This is a genomic window from Gimesia aquarii, from assembly GCF_007748195.1.
GTDB lineage: Bacteria > Planctomycetota > Planctomycetia > Planctomycetales > Planctomycetaceae > Gimesia > Gimesia aquarii.
Window position 1 is genome coordinate 7,234,522 of record NZ_CP037920.1, and the last position, 14,328, is coordinate 7,248,849.

General features: G+C 48.7%; 11 protein-coding genes. 5 read left to right on the top strand and 6 right to left on the bottom strand.

What is annotated here, in order from left to right:
- Positions 1–54: 54 nt before the first annotated feature.
- Entirely contained in the window at positions 55–1,143 is a 1,089-nt protein-coding gene (locus tag V144x_RS27510; RefSeq protein WP_144990321.1) for a formylglycine-generating enzyme family protein, read from the top strand.
- A gap of 6 nt (positions 1,144–1,149) precedes the next feature.
- Here the strand turns inward: V144x_RS27510 and V144x_RS27515 are convergent, their stop codons facing one another.
- Positions 1,150–1,638, bottom strand: coding sequence for a metallophosphoesterase family protein (locus tag V144x_RS27515; protein ID WP_144990323.1), 489 nt, complete (start codon positions 1,636–1,638; stop codon positions 1,150–1,152).
- A 199-nt stretch (positions 1,639–1,837) separates the two neighbouring features.
- Here V144x_RS27515 and V144x_RS27520 point away from each other — a divergent pair, with 199 nt between their 5' ends.
- Both V144x_RS27520 and V144x_RS27525 read left to right on the top strand, forming a co-directional pair.
- A complete protein-coding gene (locus V144x_RS27520; RefSeq protein ID WP_232102660.1) occupies positions 1,838–2,674 on the top strand; it encodes an SGNH/GDSL hydrolase family protein in 837 nt (278 codons plus the stop codon).
- A 64-nt stretch (positions 2,675–2,738) separates the two neighbouring features.
- Positions 2,739–4,268: a neutral/alkaline non-lysosomal ceramidase N-terminal domain-containing protein gene (locus V144x_RS27525; protein ID WP_232102661.1), complete on the top strand. Its 1,530-nt coding sequence runs from the start codon at positions 2,739–2,741 to the stop codon at positions 4,266–4,268.
- 52 nt (positions 4,269–4,320) lie between these two features.
- Here V144x_RS27525 and V144x_RS27530 read toward each other — a convergent pair whose 3' ends face one another.
- The 5 genes from V144x_RS27530 to V144x_RS27550 all read right to left on the bottom strand — a co-directional run bounded on the left by V144x_RS27530 (position 4,321) and on the right by V144x_RS27550 (position 8,684).
- Positions 4,321–5,460, bottom strand: coding sequence for an FAD-dependent oxidoreductase (locus V144x_RS27530; RefSeq protein ID WP_144990327.1), 1,140 nt, complete (start codon positions 5,458–5,460; stop codon positions 4,321–4,323).
- Between the two features lie 256 nt (positions 5,461–5,716).
- A complete protein-coding gene (locus V144x_RS27535) occupies positions 5,717–6,985 on the bottom strand; it encodes an alpha/beta hydrolase (protein ID WP_144990329.1) in 1,269 nt (422 codons plus the stop codon).
- 76 nt (positions 6,986–7,061) lie between these two features.
- A complete protein-coding gene (locus V144x_RS27540; RefSeq protein ID WP_144990331.1) occupies positions 7,062–8,036 on the bottom strand; it encodes a carboxypeptidase-like regulatory domain-containing protein in 975 nt (324 codons plus the stop codon).
- A gap of 1 nt (position 8,037) precedes the next feature.
- On the bottom strand, positions 8,038–8,385 hold the full coding sequence (locus tag V144x_RS27545; protein ID WP_144990333.1) for a PadR family transcriptional regulator: 348 nt from the start codon (positions 8,383–8,385) through the stop codon (positions 8,038–8,040).
- A gap of 110 nt (positions 8,386–8,495) precedes the next feature.
- A complete protein-coding gene (locus V144x_RS27550; protein WP_144990335.1) occupies positions 8,496–8,684 on the bottom strand; it encodes a hypothetical protein in 189 nt (62 codons plus the stop codon).
- Positions 8,685–9,216: 532 nt separating this feature from the next.
- Here V144x_RS27550 and V144x_RS27555 point away from each other — a divergent pair.
- Both V144x_RS27555 and V144x_RS27560 read left to right on the top strand, forming a co-directional pair.
- Positions 9,217–9,615: a BlaI/MecI/CopY family transcriptional regulator gene (locus tag V144x_RS27555; protein WP_144990337.1), complete on the top strand. Its 399-nt coding sequence runs from the start codon at positions 9,217–9,219 to the stop codon at positions 9,613–9,615.
- The gene (locus tag V144x_RS27560; protein WP_144990339.1) at positions 9,612–14,327 is read left to right on the top strand and encodes a M56 family metallopeptidase; all 4,716 of its coding nucleotides are present in this window, start codon (positions 9,612–9,614) and stop codon (positions 14,325–14,327) included. Before V144x_RS27555 ends, V144x_RS27560 begins: the two co-directional genes overlap by 4 nt.
- Position 14,328 lies beyond the last annotated feature (1 nt).

Consider the following 14,328-nt stretch of genomic DNA (forward strand, 5'->3'; position numbering starts at 1 on the left):
GGTCGCCAGTTCTGCCTTGCGATACTGAGTCTTCTCTTGAAAGGAAAACATCCCATGAGGATCTTAAATGTCGTTTGCCTGTTTTCATTGTCCCTCGTATGCCTGACAGTTCTAACTGGGATTTGCGGCACAGCTCTCGTAGTGGCCGCAGAGCCTCCAGAGCAGGGGGCGGCGAAGCAAATCGATTTGGGCGGCAATGTCTCGCTGGAAGTAGTTTACATTCCGCCAGGAAAATTCAAAATGGGAAGTACACCGGAAGAGAAAGCCTGGGCGACAGGCATTGAAGGTGGTGCCACACCGGGGACCGTGCGGGAATCGTATGAAGGAGAACAACCACGACCAATGCAGGTAAAAGACGGGTTCTGGATGGGCCGCACGGAAGTCAGCGTGGGACAGTTCAAACGGTTTGTAGAAGAGAGTGGTTACGTCAGTGATGCGGAGAAACCAGGCGGCAAGACACAAGTCTTTGATCCCAATTGGAAGATTACCGCCAAGGCGCCACCACACCCCTGGATTTCGATGAAGGGTAAGAGTTGGCGCGATCCGAATTTCGGATTTCCGTTGCGGGACTGCTATCCAGTGGTTTGTGTGAGCTGGAACGACGGCCGCGCGTTTTGCCAGTGGCTTACAGAACGCGAACGCAAGGCAGAACGACTGCCGAAAGGACTGGAATACCGCCTTCCTACGGAAGCCGAGTGGGCGTATGCCTGCAGGGGCGGCCGTGAAAGCACCTACTTCTGGTGGGGCAATGATCTCAGAGAGGGAGAAGGGCGATTCAATATTTCGGCTGTCGACTTTCTACCCGGACGCAACAAAATCTGGCCATTGGCAAACGCACCATGGAGCGATGGCTTCGCGTTTGTCTCCCCCGTGGATCACTATGGAGAAAAGGGGCGCAATGGCTTCGGCCTCGCGGACATGTGCGGCGGCGTGTGGGAAATTGTCCTGGATCACTTCGATCCGAAAGGGGGACACGAAGAGCTCTATTTTGTCAAAGAGAATCCGCGTCCCGTCTGCCGCGGCGGCAACTATTTCGACGTCCCCGGTAATGCCCGCTGTGCTGTCCGTCTTGGTCTCCAGAGCCCCAGCTACTCCGACTCGCGTGACGGGTTTCGAATTTGCCTGGGAGTGCCTCGTGGGTGAAGGTTATTAATTGTTTACCCGAATGAACTGCAAATCGTCAGTCGTAAGATCGAGCAGAGCGACTGAAAACTCGCTGGCGCGGAACAGGGCACCCGGGTTGATGCGTCGCGTGGAGCCTACCTGAAAATCATGAGTTTTGTGCGAATGGCCGGTTAGCAAATAGTCCGGCTCCGCTTCCAGCAGAGGCCGCAAATCTTTTGTGATGTGGCCATGTACGAGGGCGATCCGTTTCCCTGCAAGCGTGATTTCACCACCCCACCGCAGGCAATTTGCTCCTTCTTCTCGGGCAGCCTGCTCAAGCACAGGCACCATATCCGAATCGTGGTTTCCGAATGTGAAATAGAAAGGTAATACCGAACAGGCGGCGACAATTTCAGGACTCGCCAGATCACCACAATGAAAGAGTGCCTCAGCACCAGCGTCCAGCAACATGGTTACAGCCTGCTCAGTTCGTGGCAGGTGATTATGTGTGTCTGATAAAATTCCGATTTGCACTATCGTACCTGTCGTGGTCGCTTGTTTTTTCAGATGAGAGCCCCTATTCAGGATACCGAAAAAGTCTGAGAAATACAGTTCGCTTTCATTTCGAATCAGTATTGAAATTGAATTCGGTCTACCGGGTAAGCATAATGAGAGGAATTCTCCACAATGATAAACCCTCCACTGATTTCTTCTTCCGAACAGGACTAACTAGATGAACTCGCACCGATGCCCGTTGATGAAAACCATTTTTTCCTTCCTTGTTTTAAGTATGGTAGTAATTCTGCCACCCTCAGTTGCTCAAGCCGAGCATGAGGGGAAAATTCAGATACTTTTACTGGGCGACAGCACTACGGAAGGCAGTATTCCGCGACTATTGAAACCCAAAGGGCCGCATCTGGAGCAGGTGATTGAACAGTTGCTGGCTGCGGAAGGGGATCTGCCTGCGTGCCATGTGATCAATTCCAGCTTGAGTGGCGAATACATCCGCCGGTTGTTTGATTCGGGACGCTATGATCGCGATGCAGCCAAGTTGCCCGGACTGGATTATATTTTCATTCGCTATGGAATCAATGATCGCGCAAGGCGAAAAAATTTCACTGAAAATTTTCCTAAAGACTTTCATGAGCTGCTAGCGCGTCTCAGGAAAGACCATCCCAACGCACAGTTGATACCCATGACTGTGATTCCCTTTTCGAATGAGCAAGCCAGTAAAGAGATTAATGACCTGGTATTTGATGTCGCCAAGAAAGAGAAGCTCGACGTGTTTGATATCTATCCCCGCTATGCGGCCGAGTTAAAAAAGGGGCCAAACATGCTCAACTACCGGCGGTATCCGCTCGCAAAAGTTCCCGAAAAATATCACGCACTCGTGAAACCGTTTGTCTATCGAGATAGAGTGCAGGTGATGAGCAATGAACTCGATCCCATTCTGGGGCACCTGCCGGGTTGGTACCGAGATCGACATCCGAATCTGGCAGGGTACAATGTGATTGCTGATGAAACCACAGAATATCTGGCAAAGCTGTTGCGGGAAAAGAAAGCAAAATAAGGGGCAGGGGGCTCATGTGACAGTTCACGGAAACGACACTAAAAGTTTGGGAGTGCACAACACAATGAACGGCTTACGACTTACGAAATCTGTCTTTCTTCTACTTGTGTTGTTTCTCTGGATCGTGCCGACACGTGGAGACTGTGGGCTTTCCGCGGGTGCGTATGCAATCGATGTCTCTCCCCTCAAACTGCCCGCCATTCAGAACGGCGGGTTCCTCGAACGAAGCCAGAACAAAATTCTTGACCGGCTACATGCGCGGTGTTTTGTGTTGAAATCGGAAGACACAGCGATTGCGATTGCAGTCGTCGATTCGTGCATGATCCCCCGAGACATCTGCTACCGGGCAAAGGTTCTCGCCAGTAAAGAGACGGGAATACCCGTCAATCGCATTCTGATCGCATCCACGCACACTCATACTGCCCCCAGCGTGATGAACTTGTGCCTGGGCACACGGAGCGACCCCAACTACGAACGCTTTCTGCCTCCCAAACTGGCCGAAGGAATTGCGAAGGCGCATGCGAATCTCGAACCGGCGCGGGTCGGCTTCACAGTCGTCGATGCACCGAAACATACTCACTGCCGCCGCTGGTTGAGGCAGCCTGATAAATACGCGGCCGATCCATTTGGGGAAACAACGGTACGCGCGATGATGCACCCCGGCTATCAAAATCCCGACTATAGCGGTCCTGCGGGACCGGCTGATACGGGCCTCACACTGCTAAGTATTCAGTCAGCGGATGGTAAACGCCCCCTTGGTTTGATCGCCAATTATTCGATGCATTACTTTGGCACCGGAGGCGGATTTTCCGCTGATTACTATGGGAAATTCAGCAAGCTTATGGAAAACAAAATCGCAGCTGCCAGCTCCTCTCAGACACCGTTTGTGGCTGCGATGTCGCAGGGAACGTCCGGCGACCTGCAATGGATGGACTACTCCCAACCGCGGAGGACCGACTATAACATCACCAAATATAGCAACGAACTGGCTGACATCGCTTTTGGCACCTATCAGAAAATCCAATACGAAACTGGAAATCCAAAATTATCAATGGCTGAAACAACACTGTTACTGAAACGTCGAATGCCGAATCAGAAACGCATCGCCTGGGCGAAAGAACTCAATACCAAACGGGGCAAGCGGCGTCCTGAGAATCGCCCGGAAGTTTACGCCGAACAGGTTGCCTGGTTTAAAGAGCATCCACACGAAGAAGTAGTACTGCAAGCAGTTCGTATCGGCGACCTCGCCATCACGGCAATCCCCAACGAAGTCTACGGTATCACCGGCCTGAAGCTGAAAGCACAAAGTCCGTTCCAAGTCACGTTCAACATGGGCCTGGCTAACGGAGCCGCCGGGTACATCCCCCCACCCGAACAACACTACCTGGGCGGCTACACCACTTGGCCTGCCCGCACCGCTGGCCTGGAAACAGAAGCCGAGCCCCAGACTGTGGAGACGCTGCTTGGGTTGCTGGAAACACTCTCTGGACAGAAACGGAAACCGCTGACCGGTGATTTCTACAACGCGGAACAACAAACGGCGATTAAGAAAGCGAAAACTGAAAATAACAATCGCACGAATCGGGGATATTGATTTTCGTTACGTTCTTATAATTCTTAGAACGCTTTCTTTAAATTCAATAAACTCAAATTGGTTCATCAAAGGCTTTGGCAATCGAACCGGCGAGTTGTTCGAGTGAATAAAATTTCGTGGCAACGTCGCGGATGTGGGCGACAGTGGCAGACTTGATAAACATCATTTTGGCCAGATGACGGGAGTCGTTTTGTGTACTTTCAACACGGTGCTTGCGACGTTTGACGTAGAGAGAGAGAGCGTGTTCGAGGAACCGGGTGTTGGTGCGTGACAATTCGTCAGCCAGGACAGCGGCGGACTCCATCGCCATCGATGCACCAATGCCCGCTGTGGGTAGAAAACCAGCGGCGGCATCACCCAACAGAACCACCCGACCGTGTGCCCATTCTTTCGAGCGAACGTCCGAAAGTTTCCAGAAGAACAGACTCTCATCGTCGTCGGGCATCGCCGCCAGACAGGTATCAACAATTTCGCCCATGCCCGCAAATTGTTCGCAGATGCGTTCGCGTCGGCCCGCGCCCTGCTGATCAAATTCACCCGTCACAGGCGCGCCGGCATAAACGCCCGCTCCATCACGTGTCGGGTACACACCAAAGAAGCGACCCGCGCCCCAGTGTTCGACAAACGTTTCCTGTGGAACCGAATTAAGATCGACCCACCAGACCCAGCCACCCCAATCGGTGTGATAATAGGGTTGTTCACCGAACACCAAAGTGCGCACTTTCGAATGGAGTCCGTCAGCCCCCACAACAAGATCAAAGGTTTCACTCGACCCATCACTGAATGTGACCTCGACCTCTTCTCCTTCTTGCTGGAGAGATTCAAAAGACGTATTGAATCGCAGATCGGTATCTCCAAGACCAGCGTGCAAAAGTTTGATGAGTTGTGGTCGCGTGCAACTCAAGTTAGCACCGAATCGATCGCTAATCGAACCCATAGACCAGTTCTTGACAATTTCACCGTGGTTATCGCGGACTTCGTAATGTTTACACTCAATACACTCGGCGGCAAACTGTTCATAGAGGGAGAGACCATGCAGTACGCGATAACCCAGAGGCCAGAGACCAAGCATATAGCCTGCATGGTCGAAGTTAGGGGCGCGTTCGATGAGCGTGGGTTCAATACCACGCTGTTTGAGCAGGGCGGCAAGCGTCATCCCACCAATGCCCGCCCCCACAATTAAGATTCGCATCGTTCCTTCTCTCCGTAAAAGGATCTTGGTTCTTAAGTCTGTCCGTCGGTCATAATGTATCAGATTCTACGGATACGATGCGACCTCAAAAACCAATTCGAATCAGCCATTTGTCCAATGTCTCGCTGGAGTTTTACAGTAGCTCTGTTTTGGTCAAAACAGTTCGCAGAAAAGAATTACAAGGTCGAAAAGAACAGCAAGTTTATCGACAGGATGGATGAAATCCACGTGAATACCAATGTTATTGCCCATCGAATCACTTGGTGTTCTGCAACCAATCGATGCCCTCGCGAATATTGCCGTAGACGTTTCCTTTCCAGCCATGGCCGCCCGGATAGTCAACCAGGTTTGTTCTTACTCCAGCATTAGTGAATGTATCATGCGCAGATTTGGCCATCCAGTAGGGACAGATGAGATCCTGTTGTGAGTGTAACAGATAAATACTACGATTCTTTGCGTTGGTAACCTCTGGGAGTTGCTTTGGTTTGAAGACAGACATCGCGATAAGTGCGCCACTAACTTGTGTCTTTTTCTGCAACAAAGTGGCATAAGCTGCAGGCCCCCCGGATGACCAGGCCAGGAGGTAGATTTGGCTGGCATCAATTTTCTGTTTTTTACTGATATCTTCTATCACAGCTGCCACCAGTTCTTCAGTGGTGTATTTTACAACGCTCGTTTTACTGTCTTCAGTCGGCCAGACAACTCTTTGATATTTTGTCCATTGCCTGGCAATCGGCTGAGCCAAAATGAAATCTTTGCTGAGTGCATGTTCGTGGATACGTTTGACAAATGGGTGAAAGTCCGCTGAGCCATTGCCGCCAGGCAGTACAATCAGCAAAGCATGCCCCCTACCTGAAGTCTGTTTTGTTTTAGAAGGAACCAATAGGTAACGCCCCGTTGCTTTTCCGACTTTAACTTCTATCTCATTCTCTTTGTCTTTCTTGTCAGTTGTGGCTGCCGTTGAATCCACAAATGTTGCTTCGATATCATCAAACCAAACCTTACCGGGACCATAAATTTGGAGTGCCACTACGATCTGTTTGGTTTTCGCAGGAATGGACACCTCACCAGAATATTCCTTCCAGTCATGGCTTACGGGAGCATCGCCGGCTTTTTTTGCACCAATGTAGCTCGCCCATTTGTGACCGATCTGGTTTCCATTTTCGTCCAAAAACTGAACATCTAGAATCGCTTTGGTAGCCTGTTGCGCGCGAACCTGACCGGAAACTTTCAGAGACGTATGCTTACCGGAATAAGGCAGTATTCGATACCATTGTGCGATGGGGAAATAACGCCGGGCAGATTTCTGCAAAGACAGACTGCGCTTTCCTGTTTTTCCACGCCCCTTATCATACACATATCGCACTCCAGATATTTTGGCACCGCGCTGCCAACCATCGGGGGCTGTCTTCCCTTCCTCAAAACTGTCTTCCAGCAAAACATTCGGATTTTGAGAGTAAGCAGTTTCCGTCGATATCAAAGCCAGGGTTGTTAACGTGATTGCATATCGTATCAGGTGATTCATGACCCGTTCCTTTCAAATTCTCAGTTGGTGTGCGCGTACCTTTTACGCAGTAAGTCATCATCATAAAAATTCAATGTTATCCGCCGTCGAGGTAATCGTTCGAAATGGGTGTCAGCACGAATTCCTGTGCTCGATCTGGTACTGTCAAACGACGTGTCTGCCAATCGCTCTCAGGAAATCGAACGTAAACTGTAATTTGCTCACCTGGTAGAAAGTGAGGCATGGAAATTTTCCCCGTCGCACTCGACTGGCGAACAACAGGTTGAGCACTGCTGAAATAGACACAATGTTCGTGTCCATCATGTTCGACGCGTTCAAAGGGAAATGCACTGACTCCCGCAATCGGTTTGCCATCGCTGGTCTCAAATCGTATTACGAAAGGCGACGTTTCACTTAACTGAAAGTGAAATGGTTCAAGAATTCCTTTTCGCATCGAAATATATTCCGACTGGAGCAAATGATTGTCCGCAAGAGTGGCGATCTGAACTTCGTAGTCCTGCTCTGGCGGATAAACGTCTTCAATCAAAAATGTACCATCTGCCCGTGTTGTCGCCGTATAGGAATTTTGCCTGAATCCCTGGTTTGGCCATGTCTTGACCACTGCTAATACATGCGCTGCATTCACTGGTTTCCCTTGACTGTTTACCACAGTTCCTCTGAGATCGCCGCTGGTTTCTGCCAGTGAATAACCGGATGCGGCCATCGCAGAAAGATCGGTTTTCTCCACTGGTTTGTTACGAGTGTAAAACCATAGTGAACCCACAACACAGATGAGTATCAACGTGAGTGTCTGATGGATGCGATGCCAGAAGATGTGTTTTGAAAAGGAGACGTTACAACATTCCTCGACCACGGTATTGACATCGCCAAACCGCTGTAAGGCCGCTTGCTCTGATTTCTGGCTATCCATTCCTGAATCAAGATTGTCTTGCGCGCTGGCCGAGAGATGGAATTCGATTTCCTGACGCGTCTCATCCAGTTCTCGAGCCGTGTTTACGATAGGTGGCAAGTGCAGGTAAGCCATAAGTGTGCGAATCCCGTTTCGAATCATTTCAGGCCTCCGCCAAATTTGAATTCAAAACCAGACTGATCGCAGCAACTAAATGCGACCATGCTTTTACTTCTGTTGTGAGCTGCGCACGGCCATCGGAGGTCAGTTGATAATATTTCGCCCGACGATTACTTTCTGATACGCCCCATTCCGATTTCACCCACCCCCGTTTCTGCATGCGATGCAGAGCGGGATAAAGTGAGCCTTCTTCAATTTTTAAAGCGTCTTTGGTCGTCACCTGAATCCACTTGGCCACACCATACCCATGCCGCGGCCCTTCCAGCAGGCTTTTCAGGATCAGCATATCCAATGTGCCTTGCAGTAAATCTACTTTTTGCTTTTTCGCCATATTTAGACTCCCCAAGAATATCTAGGGAAGAGTATGCCAGCTTTCCCCTAGAATGTCAAGGGAAAAGTTTCAATGATGCACTTTGGTGATAAAATTGCGAAACGCTCCCTTCAGGAACTGGTGATATAAGCAGAGTGATGAATCTTCATCTCTAGCCCCCGAGTGATATCGGGTAGCATGAAAGTGTATTCTGATTTTGCAGTCGATTTGAATAAATAATCGGTTTGTAACTGTTTCTTTCGGTGCTGGTGAGGAGCCTTTTTCTTACCAGATGGTTGATTGGCATTTTTCCAAAGCATTGGTGTTACCTCTAATGAAAGATCATGCAAATTGTCACAGAGCAGTCAAATGAAAAAGTTGGCGTGAATGTGAGCCGAAGTGAGATGAAGTCAAGCTGTTGTGAATCGAACCTGATTCGAAGATGAGTTGATAGAGTACTTTTTGGAGGAGGTTATTTGAGGTTTTGATAAAAAACGTTCCATTTCAGGGGAGTTTTATAGTGATAGCATCGACAGGAGCAGAGACATTCACTGGCAAAAACAACTCCCACGCGCGCGCGACGCAGATCGCGCAGTTTCGATAAAGGCACAACGGAGTCAACACGAATAATGTGCAGTATCACTTGGAAGAATTTACAAGTTTGTGACACTCGATTTAGTTTCTGGAATCATAAGTCCTTTAAAAAAAGGATGTATCGCATTTTAGAAGGAATCACCAAACCATCAATGAAAGTAAGAGCGACTCTCTTTTGTCACTAATTAATTAGTTTGGTATTGACAAATGAAAAAACGACACGCAAACTGCACTAAATAATTAGTGAGGATAAAATTGATGCCACGCCCGACCTCTAAACAACCGACAGAACTGGAACTGGAGATTATCAAAATTCTCTGGCGCGATGGTCCATCTACTGTGCGGCATGTGCGCGAGCAGCTAGAGCCCTTCCGAGAGTTGGCCCATAACTCGGTAATGACAGTCATGGGAATCATGACAGACAAAGGCTACTTACGACGGCGCCTACAATCCAATGGCAATGGATACCTCTATACTGCACGCATCCGTCGCAATGCGACAGTGCGTGGGATGCTGAGTGATCTCGTCGATCGCGCATTTTCTGGGTCCACTATGGACGCAATTCTGCAACTGCTCGACACATCTGATTTAGATGCGGAAGAGCTTGCTCAACTTCGCAGCGAGGTAGACCGTAAAGCAAAGGAACGGGACTCATGATTGAACATTCACTCGCAATTCGTTTGGTGCAGACTCTTGCACATTCGCTATGGATCGGTGCACTTGCTGCAGTTATTGTATGGAGTGTCTGTCGATTCGTCGCCCAAACTTCAAATACTAGGTATGCGCTCTGGCTCGCCGCATTGCTGATCGTTGTTGTTTCGTTGCCTGCTACGTTCTTTATATTACCAGGAAAAGTTGATTCGACAATCAATACAGAATCGCTTACGCAACAAAACAATCTGACAATGAGTTCTGTAACATCGACGCAACAGGTGGAAAATACACAACTTGTTCCAGAGATCAAGTCTGAGCAGGCAGAGAGCGAGAGCTTGATTTCACTTGCAAACACAATGGCACAACCTCCAATCGAAGAGAAGGCCGCTATCAAATTCACATGGGCAGAATGGTTGGTTGCTGGTTGGCTATTGGGAATGATTGTCATGTGTGGTCGGCTCATCGTATTACTTAATCGAGGACGAAATTTGCGACGACTTTCATCCGCCATTGATGATGCCCGTGTGTTACAAATATTTCAGCAAACCACGGAACGACTCCAATTGAAAAAAATACCGGTAATTGCATGGTCCGCTGAGATTACAGTTCCTGCCGTCGTTGGTTTTGTACGGCCTGTTGTTTTGCTGCCCTTGACTGTGTCTACGGGACTAACGTCCGCTCAACTCACCGCCATGATATTGCACGAGTTAATGCATCTGAAACGCCGCGATCCTTGGGTCAATTTGATTCAGCTCCTCACCGAATTGGTCTGTTTTTACAATCCTGCCATCTGGGTGATTTCAAGGAATATTCGAAACGAACGCGAATACTGTTGTGACGATGCCGTGTTGCAATTGGGTGAGGTGGATGCGGTCGACTATGCTGATGCACTGGTCGTTGTTGCAGAGAGTGCCCAACATTCGAAGTCGGTTCCACCAACGATTCTCGGAGCAGCGTTAAAGCGTGTTTCAGGACTCAAAAAACGGATTGATCGCATTTTTGGTCAGCCTGCAGCATCACAGCCCCTGTTCTCTGGAAATCTTTTAATCGCTGTCGTTGTTCTGATGATTGCAATTGTTGGTCTTGTCGCCAGCGGTGATACAGCTCCTACGGAACCCGAAACGCTAGCAACAGCAGTGGATGAAAGCGAACGTAGTCGATTTTTAAAAATGCTAAACGACTCTGACCCTTTCATCCGTCAAACAGCATTAAATGCGTTGAGCGAGCAAGCAGATACAACATTGGTTCCTCAAGCGATTAAGATGTTGAAAGACTCAGACTCATCTGTTCGATACATCGCAGCAAGTATATTGCATGAGCAGGCAAATCCAGCGTTGGTTCCGCAACTCATCAAAATGCTGAAAGACCCAGATGTATTTATTCGAACTACTGCAGCAAAAGCGTTGAGCAAACTGGAAGATAACCGCGCCGTACAACCTTTGATTGACGTTTTGAATGCTGCACAAGATCAAAATGAATTAAGCACAACGATTCATGCTCTCGCCATGATTCGAGATGAACGCGCGATCGATCCTGTTGCCAAAGCGATACTCGAGAATCCGACACTTACTGTTCGTTCGATTCGTGAGGTTACCAGATTTGACGATGTGCGCATTCGAGACGCATTGTTTGCGATGCTTTCAACAGAGGATGGGCTTGATTTTAAATATATTCATATGTTGGCAGATATGGACGAACGCCGTCTAATACCACTTCTGTTAAGGAAATTAGACGACCCTAAAACCAGAAATTTTCGATCAGCGGTCAATGTATTAGGACGGCTGAAGGCAACCGAAGCGGTAGAACCTTTACTCAGACTTCTGACAACCATAACGAAGCGTGACCGATTTTCTGATGTTCCTGACCTGACATCAGCAATTTTCGCCTTGTCAGACATTGGTGATGAACGTGCCATTGAACCGTTACTTGATCTGTTACAGCGTGAACAGAACAATAAAATTCTTAGGAGTTTGTGTCATGCGCTGGTGGAGTTCGGCGAACAACGGGCACTGCCACAGATCGAAAAACTGAGAACACATAAAGACCGACGACTACGCAACACCGCCGAATATGCGGTGTACGATATCAAGTTAGGTGCCAATCGCGCACGGCGCAAATCAGGAGCGTCGAAAGCACTGGCAATGGCCCGTGAATCATTGAACAATGCGGATGAAAAACTCGTTAGAGCAGCAATTCGCTATATAGCACGACACGCAGAAGATCAAAGAACGGTAAATCTAGGACCATTGACTCAACATAAAAACGATGTGATTCGTAAAGCCGCACTGACTGCCCTTTTGAGTGATGAATCTGATCAGGCAACCGAGATCCTGGCGGCGTCAATTGCTACAAATGACACAGATCACCAGGCTGCTATATTTGCACTCGCAAAGCGAGGTGACAAACGAGCGTTTCCCATGCTTGTGGAATTGACACAAGATAGTAACAAATATACACAGCGTGCTGCAGCCGAACATCTTCTTTTTTTCGGACGCGAAGCCAACCCAGCGTTGTGCCGACTGTTGGAGTCTTCCGATCCGAGCACACGACGTGCTGCCATTTCTTCGCTTTACAAAGTTGCTGATGAATCTTCTCTCGATGCTCTGTTGGTATATGTCGCCATCGAAGAGAGAGATGATGCCGTTGGCCGCGTGATTACTGCTTTGGGTCGCATCAATCATCCGCGTTCTATCGCCTACCTCAAGTCGGTTCTTGATGATCCTCTCCAACAGCATTCACTTAACGCCGCTCGGTCATTGGTTCGACTTGGCTGGAAGCCTGCCACCAAAGAAGAACGCATTCGCTATCTGGTCGCTTCCGGAAAATTGCAGGATGAATTAGTCCCACGCACGCAAATGGTAGACAGTCACACTATCGGTGAATTCCAAATGAACGTGCCAATTCAAACAGATCTGTCTGCGGGTACATCGGAATATCCAAACATGGTCTATATTGGATCGATTGAATTTCGCGAAAATGGCAATAAGCTGACTGCCACGTTGAGGGAAAGTAGTAACAGTTCGCCGCGAACAACATTTCGGCTGGTCGTACGCCTGCTTGACAAAGGCGGCATTCAGATCGGAGAGTCGCAGAGAGACATTGCTACCTCGGGAATCTCACTCTTTGGTGTGATATTACAATCAGGGTTCGAACCGATGCAGCTTGAATTAGGTTCGTTTGATACAAAGCGAATCGATCGGTTTGAACTGAGTCTCAAAGAAGTTCCTCGTAAATTTCCCGTCGATACGACAATTACCCCACCCGTTGAATTGAAATTTCCCAGCGATCAACGGCTTTCACTCAACCTCAGTGCCAAGCGAGGAAACCATTCAGTACTACATTATGACAGCGTGACTTTCAAAAAAGACAAACCTGATACAAGAGGACGTCCTATCTTCTCTGGTCAAGTTTCCGTCAACAATGCAGGTGGACTCAATGCCGACTGGCGCATGTGGATGATTGCGCTTGATGCAGAAAATAATGTTATCGGTCGAGGCAGTCACAACCTTACAACGAAACTGCCCGAAGATGCGGAATCAAAGCAAGAATCTGTTACAGTTCCTCTCAAAGTTTGGGGCGATGTTTCCACGATTAAGAAGTTGCGTGCAGGGGTTCGATTAACTGAAGTTCGCACTGGAGTGAAAGGAAATCGTGTTACAGAATCCGTTTCGCACAGCATACCCAAATCGGCAAAACCGTTGATACTCGATGATGGAACTGCAGAATCTCGTCGTAGTATTGCCGCGTCCGGCCATGCTGTTCGATTTCATCGACCGGCTTCACAGCGATACCTCGAAGCCGTACAAATCTTCGCGGCACGCTACGGCACTCGTAAGCCACCAAAGGCAGATTTCTATGTCTATGTTCTGGACGGGAATCAGAAACTCATCACCGAACTGACGTTTCCTTATTCGACAATTGAACGAGGTGATCTCAAATGGCATACACTCCGTACGCCATCGATTGAATTACCAGACGACTTCCATATTGCAGTTGCCTTCAATCCACATCGAACGAAGGGTGTCTATCTGGGGCTCGATGACAGTCCTTCTAAAACAAGTTCTTTTACAGGCCTGCCAAATGATGGTTTCACTGCACTCGATAAGAGCCAAATCTGGATGGTCCGTCCATTCATTGCACCTAAAGCAACCGCGGATCTTGGAACACGCCCTCTGGCCGATCGTCCTGCAGTTTCAACAGTCAATCCTTTCGCTGGATGTATTGAAGTTCATTCGGTCGCGGGAGCATCTGCCGGCAAGCAGAGCTATGGTGGTTCTGGACCTGCAATCGACATCAATGTGCAGGAATTGGTTCCCCAAGATGTAGCACTCCACAGCCTGCGTCTGAAAGGAATTCGCTTGTATGCGAGTCGTTATGGATCCGGCTATGATCCGAAAAAAACGATGCTCGATATTTTAGTCACTGGCAAAGGTGCGAAAACACAATGGTCACATTCATTTCCATTCTCTCATTTTGGATACCGTGAAAAATGGATTGATCTGGTGATTCCTGATGCTCCACTTATTTCCGAATTTCTCGATCAGGGAAAACTAACATTGGGTCTTGATCCTCACGCCACGCAATTCAAAGGCGTCTATTTCCATTACATCAAAACAACAGGCGATGAGAGCGGCGCACGCGGGATTGTTCCCGGTAAACGTTACTTTGATGTACCCAACCGGAAGTGGATGATCCGTGTGTTTCTGGCGAAGTAAC

Bases quoted from the DNA above. Each gene is read 5' to 3' on its own strand.
- V144x_RS27560 (WP_144990339.1), top strand. From the start codon at position 9,612: ATGATTGAACATTCACTCGCAATTCGTTTGGTGCAGACTCTTGCACAT.
- V144x_RS27525 (WP_232102661.1), top strand. From the start codon at position 2,739: ATGAACGGCTTACGACTTACGAAATCTGTCTTTCTTCTACTTGTGTTG.
- V144x_RS27530 (WP_144990327.1), bottom strand. From the start codon at position 5,460: ATGCGAATCTTAATTGTGGGGGCGGGCATTGGTGGGATGACGCTTGCC.
- V144x_RS27535 (WP_144990329.1), bottom strand. From the start codon at position 6,985: ATGAATCACCTGATACGATATGCAATCACGTTAACAACCCTGGCTTTG.
- V144x_RS27555 (WP_144990337.1), top strand. From the start codon at position 9,217: ATGCCACGCCCGACCTCTAAACAACCGACAGAACTGGAACTGGAGATT.
- V144x_RS27550 (WP_144990335.1), bottom strand. From the start codon at position 8,684: ATGCTTTGGAAAAATGCCAATCAACCATCTGGTAAGAAAAAGGCTCCT.
- V144x_RS27540 (WP_144990331.1), bottom strand. From the start codon at position 8,036: ATGATTCGAAACGGGATTCGCACACTTATGGCTTACCTGCACTTGCCA.
- V144x_RS27510 (WP_144990321.1), top strand. From the start codon at position 55: ATGAGGATCTTAAATGTCGTTTGCCTGTTTTCATTGTCCCTCGTATGC.
- V144x_RS27520 (WP_232102660.1), top strand. From the start codon at position 1,838: ATGAACTCGCACCGATGCCCGTTGATGAAAACCATTTTTTCCTTCCTT.
- V144x_RS27545 (WP_144990333.1), bottom strand. From the start codon at position 8,385: ATGGCGAAAAAGCAAAAAGTAGATTTACTGCAAGGCACATTGGATATG.